This is a genomic window from Paraburkholderia sp., assembly GCF_036488795.1.
Lineage (GTDB): Bacteria > Pseudomonadota > Gammaproteobacteria > Burkholderiales > Burkholderiaceae > Paraburkholderia.
Map to the genome: position 1 here is coordinate 18,437 of NZ_DASXHA010000108.1, position 20,257 is coordinate 38,693.

Here is a 20,257-nt window from a genome sequence, read left to right on the forward strand (position 1 = left end):
GCCTTACGCCATCGTGCACCGCCCGCCGTTCGAATGAAAGCCTTCTGGCGGACGAACCCGCTAGTCGCGCGCATCCGTTACCGTGTCGCCAAGCTGCTCCAGACGATATCGCCCGATAGATCCGGCACGAGCCAGTCGAGGATCAACAGGTCGAAGGTCTGGCGATGCAGTTGCTTGACGAGTTCGCGGCCTGCGGAGACCCTGTAGCAAATGTGTCCCGTCGCTGATAGCGTCTCCTCGACGAAACGGGTTTGAGCGGGATCGTCATCGAGCACTGCGATTCTCATACTCGCCTCTATTGATGTCCGCAGACCGTGTTTGAAAGAGGGCTCTTAAGCGCGAGCGGCTAGCCTCGCGTCGACCGCGCTGTTGACCGGCTATTGACAACGCTATTGCCAACGCTATTGCCAACGCTATTGACGCGAACCAATTGTAGCCTCAAGCCGGATTGACGGGCTCCGCGTTCCCAAACCCCGCCAGCAGGCCACTCGCCCGCAACACTCTCGCACGCACCGCCTGCTCGAGCACGAGTTTCCCCTGCGGCACCACCAGCGTCAAAAACGCCCGCGCTCGTGTGATGCCGGTGTACACCAGCTCACGCGTCAAGATCGGGCTGAAGGTGTCCGGTAACGCGAGCGCCGCGTGCGTGAACTCCGAGCCTTGCGACTTGTGCACCGTCAGCGCGAACACGGTTTCGACCGCCTGCAACCGGCTCGGCAATACCCACTTGATGCCGTCCGCGCCATCGCCTGCCGGAAATGCGACCCGCAGCAGCGAGCTGTCTGCCGTGGCGCCCGGCAGCTCCAGCGTGATGCCAATGTCGCCGTTCATCAAACCGAGCTCATAGTCGTTACGCGTGACCAGCACCGGCCGTCCCGGATACCATTCGCCGCGCACGGCAACCAAATCCGCTTCCTGCAGCAAACGCACAATCCGCTTGTTGAGGCCTTCGACGCCCCACGGCCCGCGACGTAACGCGCACAGCAACTGGAACTCGCCGTGAGCTTTCAGCACTTGCCTGGCCCACACGTCAAAGTCCTCCGCCGCGGCGTAGCGATCCGGCCGACTATTGCGCATGGTTTCGAGGTAATGCCGGTAGCCATGACGCGGACGCGCCGGCTCGCCGTTTGCCCCAAACAGCTGGGCGGACGCCGCAGCACCGCCTTCGCCGTCGATGACGAGCGCCTTGAACGATGCTTCCTCAGTCGCTGACGAAACCAGCAGGGCAAGGTCTGCGTGCCCGTGTTTCCACACCTCCGCGACACCCACCGCGTTGCCCGCATTGACGAGCGCGGCCAGTTGACCGATGCCGCTTTCCGCCGAGAACCGATGACTCTGCCGCAGCATTGCCACCGACTGATCGAGCGCCGTGCCCTGCTCGTCGAGCATGGCCGCGCCGATCCGCTCGCCAGTGGCTGCCTGCAGCCAGTCGCGGGTGGCGGGCGTGTAATGGCCCTCGCCTGCGCGTTCGCACAATTCGCCGAGCACGGCGCCCGCTTCGACCGACGCCAGCTGGTCCTTGTCGCCGAGCAGAATCAGTCGCGCCGAAGCCGGCAGGGCGTCGAGCACGGCGGCCATCATTTCCAGATCGACCATCGACGCTTCATCGATCACCAGCACATCCACCGGCAACGGATTGCTCGCATCGTGACGGAAACGGCGGCTGTCCGGGCGCGTGCCCAGCACGCGATGGAGCGTGGTCACGACAGTCGGAATCGCATCGCGTACCGCAGCGCCGTGCGGCAACCTGTCAACCGGCAAGTTCGCCACCGCTCCCGCGATCGATTCGTTCAGACGCGCCGCCGCTTTCCCGGTCGGCGCCGCCAGACGGATTCGCAATGGCCGCGCGGAACGCAGCCCGTTCGCGGAAGTAGCCACACTCGCTGCGTTCCCCAGCGCGATGGTTTGCAACAAGGCCAGCAGTCGCACTACGGTGGTGGTCTTACCGGTACCCGGACCGCCGGTGATGATGCTGAACGCGCTGCGCGCCGCCAGCGCGCAAGCGAGCTTCTGCCAGTCGGCGCCAGATGAATTCGCCGGGCGCGGCGGAAACAGCACGTCGAGTGCACTGCGCGCGGACTCGGCCTGCAATGACGCCTCCATCTGCGCCGAAGCCGCAAGGCGGCGCTCGATGCCGGCACGCACGTCCTGCTCATATTGCCAGTAGCGGCGCAAATAGAGCCGCGTACCGACCAGCACAAGCGGCGAATTGCCTGCGGCCGTGCCGACCAGTGCGGGCTGATCAAGCGCCGCCAGCCAGCGTGCAAGAGTCACGCCCGTCAGCACCTCGGCCGGCGCCTGCGGCGGCTCCGGCGCGGCTAGCGCCTGCGGTCCGTCTGGTGGTAGCGACAACGCGAAAGCCGGATCGTCGAGAGTCGCCTGCAAGTCCAGGCAAGCATGTCCGCGACCCAGCTGATGACTCGCGAGTGCAGCGGCGAGCAACAGTAGCGGCGGCGCGTGCGGCTCTTCTAGCCACAGGAAGCGCGCGAAGCCGGCATCCAGCGCGCGCAGCCAGCCGCGTTCGACCCACTGGTCGAGTACGCCAAGCATGCGCGCGGTGTCGCCGGACGTGCCCAGGGCGGCGACGGAGTCAGAGGTGCGGGTCGTCATTCAACATCCTTCAACGCATACTCCATGGCTTCGTCGTTCGCGGCACGCTGTGCAAACAGCGCATCCAGTTGTTCGATCAGTTTCCGCGGCGGCCGCTCGATGTGCAAGCCCTGGCCCGGCGCCCGCCCGCCACGCAAGAACAGATAGACTGCGCCGCCCACATGGCGGTCGTAGTCGTAATCCGGCAACCGCACTTTCAACAGACGATGCAGCGCAAACAGATAAAGCACGTACTGCAACTCATAGCGAGAATGCAGGATCTGCGCGCGCATCTTTGCCGGGGTGTATGACGCGTCATCCGGGCCGAGCCAGTTCGACTTGTAATCCGCCACGTAATAGCGGCCGTCATGTTCGAATACCAGATCGATAAAGCCCTTGAGCATGCCGTTCAATTGCGTGGGCTCGAGCGCGGGGCGCGCCGCGCCGTCGAGCGTCATACTCGACACCCATTGATCGAGCGCTTGCGTGTCCACCGTGTGCGCGGCCAGCCAGAACTCCATTTCCGCCATGTAGGAAGTCAGCTTCGCCAACACGACCGGCGTAACGGCCTCGCCTTCTACCGCAGGCAGCGCGAGCGGCGTGCGCAACAGATAAAGCAGCCAGTCCGCGAGTGGTTCGATCCAGCGCGCCCAGCCACGCAGGTTGCAGCGGCGCGCCACCGTATCGCGCACCAGTTGCTCGTCCGCGGCGACTTTTGCAAAGCCCTCGTTGGCCGCCCATTCCATCAGGTCGTGTAAAAAGCTGCCGGCGTCCGCGCCGCGCTGAAAGCCGTGCATGGTCTGATCGGCCGGTAATGCCATGGCAGCCGCGCCCGCCACAGTGGACGGCGTCAACGGCAGCAGATCTTCATCCTCGTCGAGCACTTCGGCTTCCAGCAATTCGTGGAACACGTCTTCGCTACGCGTATCAGGTGCAAGCCGCGAATCGCCCGCGCCCGCGTCCGCCACCGGCGCCTCGATCACGAGACCTGTGCCGCTGCCGATCGTCTCGTTGATCTTCTTCAGGCTCGAATAGCTGGCGATCCACCAATGTTCGCGCACTCGCCGCGACAAATGGCGCGCCTCGCCACGCATCTGCTGCTGGCCAAGCGGCACGAACGGCGCATCGGTTGCCGCAGGCGCCTGGGCCACGCGGATTTCCGCGCACGTGCCCCTCAGCTGCTCCAGCAAGTCGCCGAGTTCGGCCGCTTCGATCGGCCGGCCGCCCTTGAGCAGATAGCCCAACGCGCTCAACTCGATGTTCTGGATTGGCGCAATGCCCACCCACGTTGCGTAGCGCGCCCGCGTCAGCGCCACATACAGCTTGCGCAAGTCTTCGCCGAGCCGCTCGCGGTCCGCGCGCGGCAGCACGTCCGGGTCACTGAGCGTGACGTGCAGCTGGCCCTCGTCATCGTGCCATTTGAGCGGCATGTCGCCGGCCTTGACCGGCCGGAAGGTGCAGGCGAACGGCAGGAACACCAGCGGATACTCCAGCCCTTTCGACTTGTGCACGGTCACCACCTGGACGAGCCCCGCATCGCTTTCGAGGCGCAATTGCCGTGCGTCGCCGCCCGCGCCTGCGCCCTCGTCCTGACACTGCTCGTCCAGGTAGCGGATCAGCGCGTGTTCACCGTCGAGCTGCGCGCTCGCCTGCTGCAACAATTCGGCCAGATGCAGCAGGTTTGTCAGCACGCGCTCGCCGTTCACTGCGGCGCCCGCCGTTTGACCGAGCAGGCGTTGCGGTACGTGGAAGTCGTTGAGCAGACGACGCAGCATCGGCAGCACGCCTCTTTTGCGCCAGCAATCGCGATAGCCGCGAAACTGCAGCACACACGCTTCCCACTTGATTTCGTCGCGGTTGAACTCGTCGAGCGCAGCCCAATCCAGACCCAGCGCCACCGTTGCCAGCGCGCTGCGCACGAGGCGTCCGTCGTCCGGGTCGGCGCATGCGGCGAGCCAATGACGCAATTCGGTTGCCTGCTCCGTCTGGAACACCGAGTCACGATCCGACAGATAGACGCTGCGCACGCCGCGTTCGGCCAACGCCAGGCGGATTGCGCGCGCTTCCGTGCCGTTGTTGACGAGCACGGCCATATCCGCGGGATTGAGCGGCTTCATGCCGCGCGCGCCAACGAAGCCCGCCTCGCCTGCCTGTCCAAGATTCAACAGACGCACCATCTCGGTCGCGCAGCTGGCGGCCATGCCGCGCAGATATGCCTCCTTGCTGAGCGCCTTGCCCTCTTCCACGGGCGGCAGCCACCAGGCATTCAGCGCGGGCAGACTGCCGCCGCTGGCTTGCAGTGTGTCTTTGCGGCCATTCGCGTCCGCGGCGATAAACGGCAACGGATTGTCGCCGCCGTCGGGGTTGCGGAACAGGAACGCGCCTTCGCCTGCCGGCCGCTCTTCCGCTGCGTCGAAACAACGATTGACGGCTGCGACCATCTGAGCCGTCGAGCGGAAGTTTTTCTTCAGCGTGAAGAGCCGGCCCGCGCACGCGCGGCGTGCTTCGAGGTAGGTGTAGATGTCCGCGCCGCGGAACGCGTAGATGGCCTGCTTCGGGTCACCGATCAGGATGATTGCCGTCTGCGGATCGTTCACGGCAATCCGATAAACGGCATCGAAAATCCGGTATTGCACCGGGTCCGTGTCCTGAAACTCGTCGATCAAAGCGACCGGATACTGCTGCCGGATAATCTGCGCGAGCCGCTCGCCATTCGGCTTGTGCAAGGCGTCGTTCAGGCGCGTCAGCAGATCGTCGAAGCCCATCTGCGAACGGCGCGCCTCTTCCTCCGCGAAACGCTGCGCGACCCAGCGCGCCGCGTGACATAGCAGGTCATGTCGCGCCGTCGGCCGCGCCGCCAGACATTCGCGCAGCGTTTCCATTGCAAGGAACGCCGGATGCGCCGGCGGTTCGCCAGGCAACCAGATCTCCGCAAGTCCGGCCGGCGTGAAGCGCGTCCACACGGTGGCCTTGTCGTCGAAATCCGGTCTGAGCAACTCAGGATCATTTGCCCAGTCGCGCAGCTTGTCGATCCACTTCTTGCAGTTCGGCGCGTTCAGGCTGGTGGCCTTGAATTGCTTCTTCGCTCGCGCGTCGTCGAACAACGTCTGAATCTCGTCGCACCACGCCGGCCAGTTCGCTTTCAGCGCCACCAGATGCTTGTGCTGTTCCTCACGCGATGCCGTCAAAGCCTCGCGCGGCGCGGGGGCATCCGGCAGCAGCTCCGCGTGCCCGATCAGGCCGCGAATATCCGCCTGCAACGCGGCCGGACTCGCGAACCATTGGCGAACTTCCGCGGCCGACCGCGCGTCCAGCGGCGCAAGAAAGGTACGCCAGTAGTCGCGCATGACTTCCGCGCGCAACTCGCTCTGGTCCGTTTCAAGCGTCTGCGAAAACAGGCTGTCGCTGTCGAACGCGTGCTCGCTCAGCATCCGGTTACACCAGCCGTGGATCGTCGAGACCGCGGCCTCGTCCATCCATTCGGCGGCGAGTTGCAGACGGCGCGCGCAGGCTGGCCACTGGTCTTCGGTATAGGCCTCGCGAAGCTCGTGCAACAGATCTTCTTCGTCGTCCGCCAACGGTTCGACCTCGATCGGGTCTTTGCGGAAATATTGGGCCGCTTCGATCAGCCGTGCCCGGATACGCTCGCGCAGTTCCTTGGTTGCGGCATCCGTAAACGTGACGACGAGGATTTCCGGCGGCGTCAACGGCCGCACCGCGTGAGCGTCATTACCGGTGTCATCCTCGCCGCGGTGCCCTAGCACGAGCCGCACGTAGAGCATCGCAATCGTGAACGTCTTGCCGGTGCCCGCGCTGGCTTCGATCAGGCTGCTGCCGTGCAGCGGAAACGCCAGCGGACGCAGTTCCCTGGGCGCCTCGAGCGCGGGTGTGAGGGGCGCGTTCATTGGGCGTCTCCGGCGTTGATGACGTTGGCGGCGTTGCTTTTCGACTTCGACGACGAAGACGCAGGAATGGCCTGATGTAACGGCAACAGCAGTTCGACCGCAAGCGTTTCGAATTCGCCGCTTGCGGCGAGCGCGCTGAAATCCGGATACGCGCGACGCAAATACGGGTTGGTCTCGCGCTCGCCGGGCTGACGTGCCGCACCTTCGTAAATCAGGCGCGCGGCCTCGCGTGCTTCTGCAAACTCTGCTCCGCTGTAGTCGCGCGGCGCTGCGAAGTCGAATGAACCCGGCCGCTTTCTGAGCCATGCAAAAGCGGCTTTTACGGCGAGCGGCAATGGCCGACGCGTGCCTTCGTCCCACCTGCGCACCAATGTAAGCAGATGCGCGCGCGCTTCGCTCTGTGCGAGCGGCGCGAACTCCACGCTGCCCACCTTGCTGACGATCACGGTCGTCACCGCGCCCACGGCAAACTGCGCGGCCAGATGGCCAACCCAGGGTCCGATGAGCCGATCGCCACGGTATTTGTGGTCCTTGATCAGCGTGCCGGGGTCCAGAAAGACCCGACCGTGTGTACCGTCAGGACCGGCACGTAAATCGCCAAGCCAGTCTTCGACTGTCAGCGCATTGGCAGCGCCCACGGCTTCGACACGCAATTCGAATTGTTCGTCGAGCAGTTTCGGCCAGCGCGCGAGCTGCGCGCGATAGCGGTCGAACAGATCGGCCATCGGCTCCATCAACTCCGCGCCGATTACCTCGCCAAAGCCACCCGCCGCCAGATCGCCGCTGCGATGCATGCGTTCAAGGCGCTCGACCGCCGCCGGCAGCAGATCCGCTTCGCCGCGTTCCAACGCCGCGGCTTGCGCGCGAATCAGTTCGTTTTGCAGTTGCCATGCTTCGAGCTGATCGACTTCGAATGGCTCGTGATTTTCGCTGGCGACATCTTCCGTTTCGAAGGCGACCCGCAAGCGCTGACGGAAGAAGGTCTTGACCGGATCCCGAAGGAAGTCCGCGAGTTCGCGCACCGACAGCGGCTCGTCGCGTTCGAGCGTCGGCAGTTCGGCGTCGGCGGCACGCTGGTTTTGCTTCGGCGAAGACGCGGGCTGATGCCACTCGCGGGCGTAGGTGAAGAGCTTCGACGCCTCCGGCCGTGCAGGAAAATACGCCGCGCTGAATGGCTGCAGCCGATGATCCACCGTCAACGCATCGAGCAACGTCTCCGGCTTGTCAGCGGGCGCGCCTTCGAGCCGCCAGCCGTCTTTCAGATGGTCGCGCAACTGGCCGACCAGCACCGACGGCGGACGCGGCGTGTTGTCGTTGACGCTGCGTCCGACCCACGACACATGCAGATGCTCGCGCGCCGACAACAGCGCCTCCAGAAACAGATAGCGGTCGTCCTCGCGACGCGACCGGTCGCCAGGCCGGTAATTTCGGCGCATCAGGTCGAAGTCGAGCGGCATACGGTTGCGCGGATAGTCCCCGTCGTTCATACCGAGCAGGCAGACGCGGCGAAACGGAATCGCGCGCATCGGCATTAGCGTGGCGAACGTCACGGCGCCTGCAAAGAAGCGCTGCGACAGGCCACCGCCTTCGAACTGCGAGAGCCAGTAGTCGCCCACGATCGAAAGCGGCAGCTCGCCCGTCAGCGCGGCTTCGTCGCATGCGTCGCGCCATGCTTCGAGTGCGGCGTCGAGGCGCTCGAGCGTGTAGGCGTCTTCGCTGTCGTCGGCGGCAAAAAAGGTGGCTTTCATTGCCCGCAAGCGTGTGCACCATGCTTCGACGGTGGCCGGTTTGCGTAATGTCTGCCATGTGCCATCCAGTGCGTCGATGAGGCGCGTCAGCGGCCCCAGCAGTGCTGCATCCAGACCGCCGATTTCCGCATACGGTTCGATCTCGCGCCACGCGCCGGATTTGTCGCCGGCCGCGTAGCCGAGCAACATCCGGCGCAGCCCGAAAGCCCAGCTATTCGGCGCGGTTTCGTCGTCAGCCTGCGGCAGACCGAGGCTCGCGCGCTGCTCCGCGTGCAAGCCCCAGCGAATGTTCGCGCCGCTGATCCAGCTACGCAGTTTCGGCAGATCGTCCGTGCTGATTTCGAAGCGCGCGCGCAAGGCGGGCACTTCGAGCAGATCGAGCACGTCGCTCACGGTTAGCCGCGACTGCGGCAGCGCGAGCAGCGTCTCCAGCGCACCGATCAGCGGATCGAAATCGCGCTGGCCGCGATCGGCGACGCTAAACGGAATGTGCCGCGGGTCGTCCTGATCCAGCAAGCCGAAGACCGCCTGGATGTGCGGCGTGTACACCTCGATGTCCGGCACCATCACGATCACGTCGCGCGGACGCAGCGTGGGATCCTCCGCAAACGCGGCGAGCAGCTGGTCATGCAAGATCTCGACTTCGCGTTGCGCGCTATGGGCGATGTGAAAACGAATCGACGTATCGAATTCGGGGTCCACTTCCGGCCAGTATTCGCGCGTTTCCTTGAGCGGCCGCAGATCGCGGATATCGTCCTGGAGCTGCTGCAACAGGGTCGACGCGTCGTCGCTTTCAAACAGGTCGATCCGTTGGCCGATGCCCGTGAACTGCGGCGTATAGCGTTCGCGCGCCTCGGCGCTGTCGTATTCGTCGAGCAAGCCGATAAAGTCGCGGCCCTGCTTGCCCCACGCCGCCAATAGCGGCTGCGCATGCAGATGCAACTGCGCCTCGTCCATCGTAGCCGGCATACCTTGACGACGCTGCTGACGCGAGCGCTGCGCGCGCAGCAAATCCTGATCGGCGACGATGTCGGCCCAATAGTGCGCGCACGGGTTGTGGACGCACATCAGCACCTGGGTCCAGCGCGAGAGCGCGGCGAGCACTTCCACCGCCTGGCGCGGCAAACTCGACACGCCGAAGATGATCACACGGCGCGGCAAGTTCTCTGGCCGGTCGTGCTCCGGGCGGGCGGCGGCCTCGCGCATGAAGGCTTCATGCACGGCGGCACGCCCGGCCTTCGCCATATCGACGCCAGCCGGCCCGTGCGCGCCCACGTCTTCCAGCAGCGCGCGCCACAGCGCCGCCTGCCAGCGGTATTCATCCGGCAGCGGCGTGCGGTGGTTGCGCGCGTCGATCTGCACGTCTTCTCCCGCAGCCCATGCCGCCAGCCAGTCCGCGCGGTACACCTGATACTGGTCGAACAGGTCCGCCACGCGCTGCGCGAGCTGGAAGCGCTTGCGCTGATCGCCGTCCTGCGCCATGAAGCGCTTGAGCGGCGCGTAACCGGGCAATTCCAGCAACTCGGGTAACAGCCGCGTGAGGCGCCACACGAGGCGCGACTTGTCGAACGGCGAGATGGCCGGCACCGCCGCGTCGCCGAGCACGGCGCGATAGACCTGCCAGAGAAAGCTTGCCGGCAGCGACATGTCGAGCGCGGCGGAGATGCCGCAGCCGCCTTCGTCAGGATCGGCGGCGAGCGCGAGTTTTAGCCACTGCGCAATGCCGTTGCTCTGGACGAGAATGACCTCCTTTTCGAGCGGCGCCAGCGGATGCTGCCTGATCCATTGCACCACCAGGTCGCGCAAGCGTTCCGGCTGGTTGCCGTGAACCAGCATCAGGCCCGCGGGGATCGAATCTACTGTCAAACGAGGCTCCCTCAATGAGCGTACGAGAATGGCCTGAACGAACCGTCAGCGGCTCTGCGTCATTCATCAACTGCCACATGTTACGGCATCGCGCGAGAGCCGCGCCATCGGCCATCCGGTCTATCTCTAACGCAGCGCCGGGACACTGTGCGGCGTATCCAGCGGCAGCGCACTCATGCGGCGGCCCGTAGATCGTCAATGGCACGCTGTTTCACGCCCAGGTCGTCCCACAGCTCCGGATGACAGGTGAACAGGAGAATCTGATGGCGCGTGGCCGCGTCGAGCAGCGCGCGTTTGAGCGCGTCACGCCGCATGCCGTCCGTGTGCACCGCCGCGTCGTCGAGCATCAGCAAAGTGGGGCGCCCTGACGCCTTCAACAGGTCGGCGTAAGCGAGGCGCGCGAGAATGCCCATCTGTTCGCGCGTGCCGAAACTGAGCGCTTCGAGCGTGTCGATCCGGCCTTCGCGCTGCAAAGCCACGGGACTCAGATCGTCGCCCAGTTCAAACGCCGATTGCGGAAAAATGCGCTTCAGGTAGTGCCCCAGACGCTCCGTCAGCGGCGCACGCAATTGTGCGACCGCCGCGTCGCGTTCTTCGACCAGCACCTTGTCGAGCAGGCTAAGCGCGTTCGCCCGCGAGGTCAGCTCGTCCTTGCGCCGCTCCATCTGTTCAAGCGACGCAGTCACCGTGGCGAGGCGTTCACCGAGCCCCGATGCGCCGACCGTCTCGAGCTGACTGCGCAGCCCGGCAATCCGCAGTTGACGCTCGTGCTGCTCGGCGCGTGCCAGGTCTGCCGAGGTGCGATAGCGTTTCGCCTCAGCCGCAGGATCGTCACTGCGCACCGCGCCAAGTTCGCGAGTGCGCTCGTCGCGCTGCGCCGTCAAGGCCACGACGTGGGCGCGCTGTTCGACGATCTTTGCCTGCCATTGCGCGCGGCGCTGGCGGAACGCGTCGTCTTGCAACTGTGCTTCCTTGCGCTGCACCTGCTCGGCCAATGAGCCACTCGCGGCCAGCGCATTCGAGCGCCGCTCGCTGACCTGGGCCAGCACGCGCATGGCGGACTCCAGCGCCTGACGCGCCTCGTCCGCGGCGCGGCGCGCGTCGTCGACAGCCGGCGCGTTCGACACATCCGGCAGCGCTGCGAGGCGCTCGTCCGCGGTTTGACGCTTCGCCACGGCGCTCGCCAGCGCGGCGCGCAACGGCTCGATGCCGTGCGGCGCATGCACCGCGAGAATCTTCTGCTGGCTCTGCAACTGCGCGACTTGCGATTTCCACTGCTCGTGGCGCGTCTGCGCGTCGCCCAGCGACGCTACGCCGAGCGACTGCAGCAGCTCCGCGTGCTGCGCCTCGAGCCCGGCGAGTTCGGTGCGCAGCGCGGCCAGGTCGGAGACGCCCGGCACGATGCGCAACTCGCCGAGACCCGGCAATTCGATGGTCTGCTCGTCGTCGAGCCGCAGCACGCCCTCGCCCGTCAGCGTTTGAGCGCCGACGAGCAGCGTGCCGCTCAGCCGATAATCGATGCGCGTCATCGCCGCTTCTTTACGGGCGCGCAGCACGCTCGCGCGCGATTCGAGCGATTGCAGATGCTGCAACTGCTTCGCGTCGATCTCGAGCGAGGCCGAGGCGCGCGCGGCTTCGAGCACGGCCGCATGCGCGGCCTCAGCGGCTGCGATCGACGCTTCGAGGCGCGCGATATCGGCGCGATGCAGCGCTACCTGGTTGTGCAGTTCCTGCGCCATCACGGCGAGGTTGGCAAGTTCCTGCGCGCGGCTCGCGGCATCGTTGATCTGCTGGCAGCGCGCTACGCCAGCGCCGGCCTGGGCGTGCTCGGTTTCGGCGCCGGCGAGCGCCGCTTTCGCGCGGGCGAGCTGCTGCCGCTCGTCCGCCAGTGCGGCCTCGAGGTCGACCGCGTTCTGTTCGTGCTGCAACGACAGCGTCAGTTCCGCTTCACGCAACTGCAGCGTCTGCCCAAGGTTCTGCACGGTGCGTTCCAGTTCAGCGGCCGCGTCGGCCCGCGCTTGCGCCTGCAGTGCCTTCTGCTCGTGACCTTCCCACGCACGCTTGCGTTGGGCGTCCTCAAACGCTTCCTGCTGGGTCGCCAGACGCGTGAGGTTTTCTTCGAACTGGCGCTGCTGTGCACCCAGGCTTTCGCGTTCGGCGATGAGCTCGGCGAGCGCCGCCTCGGCTTGCGCGAGTGGGCCCGTGGAGCGCTGCGTGCGGGCGGTCAGAAGTTGCCGCAACTCGTGCTGCACGGCCGAAATCAGGCCGTCTTCGCCGGTGGAACCGGTGCTGCCCGACAGTTGCGAGAGCGCGTCACGCAGATACAGCGCCGCGTGGCCGCTGGCGTCGCGCACATCGTGCGTTTCGCCTTGCTGCACCCATAGCAGACCCGGCACGCCGGCCTGCTCGGCCTTCATGGCGCCGCGCGTGGCGCGCGAGAAGCCGAGCAGTGCGGCGAGCCGGTCTTCGGCTTCGTCTTCGCTGAAGGACTGCTGCCCGATGCGCAGATCGCACCGCTGACGCGCGACGAATTGCTTGGCGAGCACGCACGCGACACCGTCGAGACTGAAGCTGACTTCGACCGAAGGCTGGCCGCTCGCCTTGCCCCACGGCAACAGATCTTTCAGATGCGAGGCCTTGTAGCGTTCGAGAAACACCGTGCGCACGGCCTCCGCGATCGTGCTCTTGCCGGCCTCGTTCGGGCCGGTGAAGAGGTTGAGCCCTGGTTGCAGGTCGTCAATGAACAGGCGCCCGCTGAACTGCTTGAATTCCTGGATCGCAATGCTTTGTAGCTTCATGCGGGCCTCGCTTCGCGCTGGAACTGGGCGAGCAGCAACAGCGCTTCGGCTGCGAGCGTCGCCTGCTGCGGGTCGGCCTGCAGATCGCGCAGGCGCGCCACCACCTTGCCCAGATAGCCGCTTTGCGCGCCGAGGGCGGCGAGGTCATCCGCAGTGGGCTGCACCTGCAATTCTGTCATCTCGACCCGCAAGGCGCGCACCCGCGCGCGGGTTTCGTCGACGGCGAGGCGGACTGCTTGCGCGGATGCCAGATCGGTCGAGCCGCGCACGCTGAGCTTCAGCACATCGGCGGGGCCGAGCGCTTGCAGACGGGCTTTGAGCGCGTCCACGTCGCTCGGCACCACGATCTGCTCCTCCCAGCGCAACCAGCGGTACTTGCCCACCGGCACCGCCTCGACAGACGGTGTCGCGCCCCGCCCGGCAAGCGTGACGTCGAGCAGGAAACCGGGATCGTTCGCGCGAAAGCGGTCCTGTTCGTGCGTGCCCGCGTACCACGTGCGGTCGTTCACCGCGAAGTGGCCGTGCCAGTCGCCCAGCGCCAGATAGTCGAGGCGAGCCGTTTCGGCACGGGTCGCCGCAATGGGGTTCGTTGAGTCGATGCCTTCCTGCAAGATGCCGCTCACGCTGCCGTGCGCGAGGCCGACGCGAAAATAACCGGGCGGCGTGTCCGTCTGATCGAAACTTGCCGTGGTGTCGTCATACGTGATGCGCTGCGTGAGCGGCGCGCACAACAGCGCGCATTGGACCTCTTCCAGCAGCACAACGCCTGGCGTCAGCACGACGCGCACGTTCGGCGGGATGCAGTTCAGACGTTGCGCGCGGGTCCAGACGCTCTCGACGAGCGCCGCGTCGTGGTTGCCGGGCAACATGATCCATGGGCCGGCGAACCCTGCGAGCGCGCCGAACAGGCGGCGAATGACCGTGTCGGAGACGGTCTGCTGATCGAATACGTCGCCGGCGACCAGCACCGCGTCGACGCGGCGCGTGGTGGCTTCGCCGGCAATCCGGCGCACCGTTTCGAAACGCGCTTCGGCCAGATGCGCGGCTTCTTCGGCGTCGAACTGACCGAATTGCGTGCCGATCTGCCAGTCCGCGGTGTGCAGGAATCTGGGCATGGGCTCTCCGTTTTGCTGATGAATGGGGGATGTTACCGTGCGTTCAGGACAACCGCGAGCGTGACCCGGCAACGCGCCGGCTACCGGGCCGGCCTCGTTTGCCGAAGGCCTCGTCGATGACGTGGCGCTCGTCCGATCTGGCGCAACGCCGTTTAGCGCGTTGCGTGAGCCGCACAGGGTGTGTGGTACGGGACTGTCGCCAATGGATGATTCAAACGCCTGGGTCGCCGTCTCGGCTGGCTCTCGGCTGGCATATGCGTCACGAGCATGACGCGCCCGATCCGCGACCCTCAGCAGCTCAGGTCATGGTCGCCGTTCGGGTGTGTCGCCGTCTTCACTGCCAGTCAGCAGGAACGCGCAGCGGTAGGCGAGCGCCGCCCGGGTGCGAATGCCGAGCTTGGAGTAGATCCGCCGCAGATGCGTGGAAACGGTCCATTCGCTGATATTCAGGTCGGACGCAATCTGTAACTCTCGCCGCGCCGTTCGACGCGACGGGCATGGAGAAATGGATGATCACCGGATAGATGCTGAGGCACGGCACATGGAGGCCCGCATGCTTCCAGTCGACATGACGTTCTGGAATGCCAACAGTCCCGGTTGAGTCGCTCTCGGCCATCGTCCACTCCCGCCTCTATGCTCGCGTTGAGTATCCCCGTCCAGTAGCGGACCATATACCTGATGATATGCGGCAGTAAAAGTACCCGCCTCCATCATTGAAGGACACGTATTACTTATCGGGCACAGAAGGGTGAAATTGCGGCGACGGCGGGCGCCGCGCTCATTGACCCGGTAACCAGCCGGTTGTTATTGGATCGGGCCGCACGTTTCTACAACGGCACAAAGCAAAAGACCCGCTCTACGCGGGTCTGCAAGTCGCTACTGAATGCTCTGGAAGCCAATAAGGTTCCGTTGGTGGGCCGGGTGGGAGTCGAACCCACGATGTCCTTTCGGAGGCGGATTATGAGTCCGCTGCCTGCAACCAGCACGGCGTCCGGCCCTGAGAATCGAAACCAAGAAAAAGACCCGGTCTGAAGGCCGGGCCTAGTCATTGATTGGCCGACATACTACACGAAAAAGGGGCTTCCGTGATCGCTTCGCGTAAGCGAGACGAGCGGGAAGCCCCTGGGTCCGCATCGACAGCCGGATGTTCCTCGATCAGTTGCCTTCGAGGAACGACTTCAGCTTGTCCGAACGGCTCGGGTGACGCAGCTTGCGCAGCGCCTTTGCCTCGATCTGACGGATCCGCTCACGCGTGACGTCGAACTGCTTGCCGACTTCTTCCAGCGTGTGATCGGTGCTCATTTCGATACCGAAACGCATACGCAGCACCTTTGCTTCGCGCGGCGTCAGCGAGTCGAGCACGTCCTTCACCACATCGCGCATGCTGGCATGCAACGCTGCATCCGCCGGCGCCACCGTGTTCGTATCTTCGATGAAGTCGCCCAGATGCGAATCGTCGTCGTCACCGATCGGCGTTTCCATGGAAATCGGCTCTTTCGCGATCTTCATGATCTTGCGGATCTTGTCTTCCGGCATTTCCATCTTTTCCGCCAGCGTTGCCGGATCCGGTTCGAGACCGGTTTCCTGCAAAATCTGCCGCGAAATACGGTTCATCTTGTTGATCGTTTCGATCATGTGAACCGGAATCCGGATGGTCCGCGCCTGGTCGGCAATCGAACGCGTGATGGCCTGACGGATCCACCATGTAGCGTACGTGGAGAACTTGTAGCCACGACGGTATTCGAACTTGTCCACCGCCTTCATCAGGCCGATATTGCCTTCCTGAATCAGGTCGAGGAACTGCAGGCCGCGGTTCGTGTACTTCTTCGCAATCGAGATCACGAGACGCAAGTTCGCCTCGGTCATTTCGCGCTTCGCCTGACGTGCCTTCAGTTCCCCCGCCGCCATCTGGCGGTTGGTTTCCTTCAGGTCCTTGAGCGGCAACACGACGCGGGCTTGCAGGTCCAGCAAACGCTGCTGCTGTTCGCGAATGGCCGGAATGTTACGCGTGAGGATCGCGCTGTAACCGTGGCCTTCGCCGACGATCTTGTCGGCCCATTCGAGATCCGTTTCGCTGCCCGGGAAACGCGCGATGAACTCGGCACGCGGCATACCGCACTTATCGACCACCGTATGCAGAATCTGACGCTCGACCTGACGCACTTCATCGACCTGGGCACGCAGCGTGTCGCACAGACGCTCGACCGTACGCGCCGTGAAGCGGATGGTCATCAGCTCGTTCTGGATGGTTTCCTGAGCCTTCAGGTACGCCTTCGACTTGTAGCCTTCCTTCTCGAACGCGCGACGCATCTTGTCGAACCATTCGCTGATGAGGGCGAACTTCTCGAGCGACGCACGCTTGAGCGCTTCCATCTGCGCCGCATTGGCGGTGGCTTGCGCGGTGCCGTCGTCTTCTTCCTCGTCCTCTGTTTCGTCCTCTTCGACTTCCTCTTCTTCGCTTTCGATCGCTTCCGCTTCCTGCGCGGAGAAACCGTCGGCATCTTCCGCGTTCGCGTCGATCAGGCCGTCGACCAGTTCGTCGATACGAATCTCTTCGTTCGCGACACGCTCAGCCATGGCGAGAATGTCGGCGATCGTCGTCGGGCACGCGGAGATGGCCATCACCATGTGCTTCAGGCCATCTTCGATGCGCTTCGCAATTTCGATTTCGCCTTCGCGCGTCAGCAGCTCGACCGTTCCCATTTCGCGCATGTACATGCGGACCGGGTCGGTGGTGCGGCCGAATTCGGAGTCGACCGTGGACAGCGCAACTTCCGCTTCCTCTTCCACTTCGTCGTCAGACGAAGCCGCCGGCGCGTTGTCGTTCAGCAGCAGCGTTTCCGCGTCGGGAGCCTGCTCGTAGACAGCCACGCCCATGTCGTTGAACGTGCTGATGATGCCTTCGATCGCCTCAGTTTCGGCAAAGTTGTCCGGGAGGTGGTCGTTGATTTCGGCATACGTGAGGAAGCCGCGCTCCTTGCCGAGCTTGATCAGCGCTCGCAGCTTGGAACGCCGCTCTTCCAGTTCCTCAGCGGTGCCAGGTTGAGTGGACGCGAAGGCGTCTTTCAGCAGCGCTTTTTCCTTCGCGCGGCGGTCGCGTGCCTTGGCCTTTTCGCCTTTGCCCGGAGCTGCAGTAGTTTCCTCGCTCGGGGTTGCGTCGTCATCGACGGATACTTCGTTCAGCTTTTTCGTCATGGAGTTCGCCGTACCGGCTGTAGTCTCGACTCGCGGCTGCTGGACAACAGCCGGTAGAACCGTGGATACTGGAGTCTCGCGCGCTACCGCATCGTCCTGGGCGGCAACCGCTTCCCTTGCGCTTCTGGTACTCGGCCGCTTCGTGACCGGCTTGACGGCTTTCACCGCGCTTACCGACGCTGCTTTCGCAGCGGAAGAAGTCGAGGATTTCCTCCCTGCAGAAGGTGTGGCGCTTGCGGCAGACCCTTTTACTGCGGAAGAAGCGAACCTGGCCTCGGTAACCTTGCTGGTCGGCTCCTCGGAGCCCGTGCCTGCCACTTTCTTTCCGCCTGTAGTCTTTGCCATTGCAATCGCCTTTCGCCTTTTGCCTGGAAAACAAACCGCTGAAAACCTTTTATTATAGCACCTCGGTTTCAGCCCCTCCCCTGCTACAGACCGAGCTGGCGCTTCATGTCAGCCCGTTTCTGATTCAGATCTGTCAGCTCCGCGAACTCTTCGGCGGTATGCCTTGACTGCCGCGAAAGCTGATCCAGGCGCTCGCAATAAGCGTCGTATCGCATCTTCACAATAGCAGCCTTCAGCTCCTCGCCGACAATTCGTTCCTGCTCGCGCCGTTCCTCTATTACGGCCGGATTCGCGGGATCCTTCAGCAACAAATCCCGGACGTTTTCATCATAGTCCAGAATTTTGCGAAAGATTTCCTCGAAAGTCGGGGCATTTGCACCATTTCGCAAGAGGTCGGAGAGCAGCTGGAACTCCGCCGCGTCGCCCAGCGCACGGGCGTGGGTCGTCACTTCTTCAAAGAGTTCGCCGTGACGGCTGACGCTCAGGAGGGCCTGCTCGGCCTCCTCGTCGATCACCGCCACCGTCCGCGGGTACATCACCAGATTGCGCAGCGTCTTTTCCTCGATCCCGGTTACGCTGCGCCGGTCCTTGCGGGCCGGCGCCTGTCTGGCCGCCGCGGCGATCCGGGAATCCACCTCGCACAACGCGGCGACCTCGTCGAACGGCACGTCGAGCCGGTCGGCGAACATATGCATGATCTGTGCACGCAGCGCATTGGCAGGCAACGCCTGCAGCAGCGGCTTGGCGTCGAACAGCGCGCGCGCCCGGCCTTCCGGCTGGTCCAGCTCCTTGCCGGTCAGCACTTCATTCAGCATGAACTGTGACAACGGCATGGCCCGCTCGACCTGTTCGGCAAATGCTTCCGTGCCGAATTCCCGCACGTAGCTGTCCGGGTCATGCTCGGACGGCAGAAACAGGAACCGGATGGTGCGGTTGTCCGCGGCATGCGGCAAACAGGCGTCAAGCGCCCGGCGCGCCGCCCGCCGGCCGGCCGAATCGCCGTCGAAGCTAAAAATTACCGTATCCGTCTGGCGTAGCAATTTTTGCACATGGACTGGCGTACAGGCTGTGCCCAGCGTGGCAACCGCGTTCTGAAACCCTAGCTGGGCCAGCGCCACCACGTCCATATACCCTTCGACTACCAGCACATAATGCTGTTCACGAATGGCCAGGCGGGCCTCGAACAGCCCGTACAACTCGCTGCCTTTGTTAAATAGAGGCGTTTCCGGCGAATTCAAATACTTGGGCTCGCCGCCGTCCAGCACTCGGCCGCCGAAACCGATCACCTGACCTTTGACATTGCGGATCGGGAACATGATCCGCTCGCGGAAGCGGTCGTAACGGCGGTTCTGCCCCTGTGCGTCCGACTTTTCGCTGACGATCACGAGGCCGGATTCCACCAGCGAATCGTCCCGATAGTTGGGGAATGCAGCCTCCAGGTTCTGCCAGCCGTCGGGCGAATAACCCAGGCCAAAACGGGCGGCGATTTCGCCCGTCAAGCCACGCTTTTTCAGGTACTGGATCGCGTTGGGGGCGCCGCGCAACTGCTTGCGATAAAAGTCGCATGCGGTTTGCATCACATCGGAGAGCGCGGTGGTCACCGCCTTCGATGCCCCCGGCGCATAACCACCGCCTCCGCCCCCGCCTTGCGGCGACGGCTCTTGTGGCACGGTCAGGCCCACCGACTGGGCGAGGTCGTTGACGGCTTCCGGAAAGGTCAGGCCGGCATGCTCCATCAGGAAACCAATGGATGTGCCATGCGCGCCGCAGCCGAAGCAATGGTAAAACTGCTTAGTCGGACTAACCGTAAACGAAGGGCTCTTCTCGTTGTGAAACGGACAGAGCCCCATGAAGTTCGCGCCGCCCTTTTTCAGTTGCACATACTTGCCGACCACGTCGACGATATCGACGCGGTTAAGCAGATCCTGCAGGAACGAATGCGGAATCACAGTGGGGGCGCTACCTTGAAAGCCTGAAGGCTGCGCGGCGAGTTGAACACGAGGTCGAACGACTCACCGGCGCAGTCCTGGGAAACGGAGTTACTTCGCGAGTGCAGCCTTGACCAGCCCGGACACGGCGGTCATGTCGGCGCGGCCCGCGAGCTTCGGCTTGAGAACGCCCATCACCTTGCCCATGTCCTGCGGCCCGGTAGCGCCGGTTTGCGCAACCGCCGCCTGGACTTCAGCGGCAATATCGGCGTCCGACAGCTGCTCCGGCATATAGGCCGACAGGATGGTGAGTTCGGCGCTTTCCTTCTCGACCAGGTCGGTACGGCCCGCGGCTTCGAACTGGCTGATCGAGTCTTTGCGTTGCTTGATCATCTTGTCGATGACGCCAGTGATGGCCGTGTCGTCGAGCGTCACGCGCTCGTCGACTTCACGCTGCTTGATGGCGGCGAGCAGCAGGCGGATGGTGCCGAGACGCTCGGTTTCGCGCGCCCGCATGGCGGACTTCATGTCGTCGTTGATCCGATCCTTGAGACTCATTACTCACCTGAATGCGTTGGAATGTAAATAGGTCCGGCCATGCACGGTGCATCAACACGAAAACCCGCTTGGGACAGCATCCTCAAGCGGGTTGGCGCGAATTCGCGGAGTAGAGGCGGCCTGGCCGGGTTGGCCTTGACGGCCAGGTTTTCCGCAAGAGACGGCGTTCGATGCCGCCACCAGTTGCGTGCCGCCGCTCCGGGAAGCGCA

The 20,257-nt window shown here is 64.2% G+C and carries 9 protein-coding genes, 1 tRNA gene and 1 pseudogene; all 11 read right to left on the reverse strand.

Annotated features, from left to right (window positions below; all coding sequences use genetic code 11):
* Positions 1-101: 101 nt before the first annotated feature.
* A pseudogene (locus VGH41_RS15695) lies at positions 102-287 on the reverse strand (response regulator); the annotation flags it as partial.
* A gap of 151 nt (positions 288-438) precedes the next feature.
* Complete coding sequence (recD, locus tag VGH41_RS15700; RefSeq protein WP_331598389.1) at positions 439-2,610, reverse strand: exodeoxyribonuclease V subunit alpha; 2,172 nt, start codon at positions 2,608-2,610, stop codon at positions 439-441.
* Positions 2,607-6,494: an exodeoxyribonuclease V subunit beta gene (gene recB, locus VGH41_RS15705; RefSeq protein WP_331598390.1), complete on the reverse strand. Its 3,888-nt coding sequence runs from the start codon at positions 6,492-6,494 to the stop codon at positions 2,607-2,609. The genes recD and recB overlap by 4 nt, the downstream gene beginning before the upstream one ends.
* On the reverse strand, positions 6,491-10,108 hold the full coding sequence (gene recC, locus VGH41_RS15710; protein ID WP_331598391.1) for an exodeoxyribonuclease V subunit gamma: 3,618 nt from the start codon (positions 10,106-10,108) through the stop codon (positions 6,491-6,493). The genes recB and recC overlap by 4 nt, the downstream gene beginning before the upstream one ends.
* A gap of 173 nt (positions 10,109-10,281) precedes the next feature.
* A complete protein-coding gene (locus VGH41_RS15715) occupies positions 10,282-12,906 on the reverse strand; it encodes an AAA family ATPase (RefSeq protein WP_331598392.1) in 2,625 nt (874 codons plus the stop codon).
* Positions 12,903-14,021: a DNA repair exonuclease gene (locus VGH41_RS15720; protein WP_331598393.1), complete on the reverse strand. Its 1,119-nt coding sequence runs from the start codon at positions 14,019-14,021 to the stop codon at positions 12,903-12,905. Before VGH41_RS15720 ends, VGH41_RS15715 begins: the two co-directional genes overlap by 4 nt.
* Positions 14,022-14,324: 303 nt before the next feature.
* A complete protein-coding gene (locus VGH41_RS26620) occupies positions 14,325-14,528 on the reverse strand; it encodes a response regulator transcription factor (RefSeq protein WP_414696667.1) in 204 nt (67 codons plus the stop codon).
* 403 nt (positions 14,529-14,931) lie between these two features.
* Positions 14,932-15,019: transfer RNA gene (locus VGH41_RS15725), tRNA-Ile, on the reverse strand.
* A 157-nt stretch (positions 15,020-15,176) separates the two neighbouring features.
* Complete coding sequence (gene rpoD / locus VGH41_RS15730; protein WP_331598394.1) at positions 15,177-17,561, reverse strand: RNA polymerase sigma factor RpoD; 2,385 nt, start codon at positions 17,559-17,561, stop codon at positions 15,177-15,179.
* Between the two features lie 83 nt (positions 17,562-17,644).
* Complete coding sequence (dnaG, locus tag VGH41_RS15735; protein ID WP_331598395.1) at positions 17,645-19,510, reverse strand: DNA primase; 1,866 nt, start codon at positions 19,508-19,510, stop codon at positions 17,645-17,647.
* Positions 19,511-19,600: 90 nt separating this feature from the next.
* A complete protein-coding gene (locus tag VGH41_RS15740) occupies positions 19,601-20,047 on the reverse strand; it encodes a GatB/YqeY domain-containing protein (RefSeq protein WP_331598396.1) in 447 nt (148 codons plus the stop codon).
* Between the last annotated feature and the right edge of the window lie 210 nt (positions 20,048-20,257).

Excerpts from the sequence above, each read along its gene's own strand:
- VGH41_RS15740 (WP_331598396.1), bottom strand. The coding sequence starts at position 20,047 with ATGAGTCTCAAGGATCGGATCAACGACGACATGAAGTCCGCCATGCGG.
- VGH41_RS15720 (WP_331598393.1), bottom strand. The coding sequence starts at position 14,021 with ATGCCCAGATTCCTGCACACCGCGGACTGGCAGATCGGCACGCAATTC.
- rpoD (WP_331598394.1), bottom strand. The coding sequence starts at position 17,561 with ATGGCAAAGACTACAGGCGGAAAGAAAGTGGCAGGCACGGGCTCCGAG.
- recD (WP_331598389.1), bottom strand. The coding sequence starts at position 2,610 with ATGACGACCCGCACCTCTGACTCCGTCGCCGCCCTGGGCACGTCCGGC.
- VGH41_RS15715 (WP_331598392.1), bottom strand. The coding sequence starts at position 12,906 with ATGAAGCTACAAAGCATTGCGATCCAGGAATTCAAGCAGTTCAGCGGG.
- recB (WP_331598390.1), bottom strand. The coding sequence starts at position 6,494 with ATGAACGCGCCCCTCACACCCGCGCTCGAGGCGCCCAGGGAACTGCGT.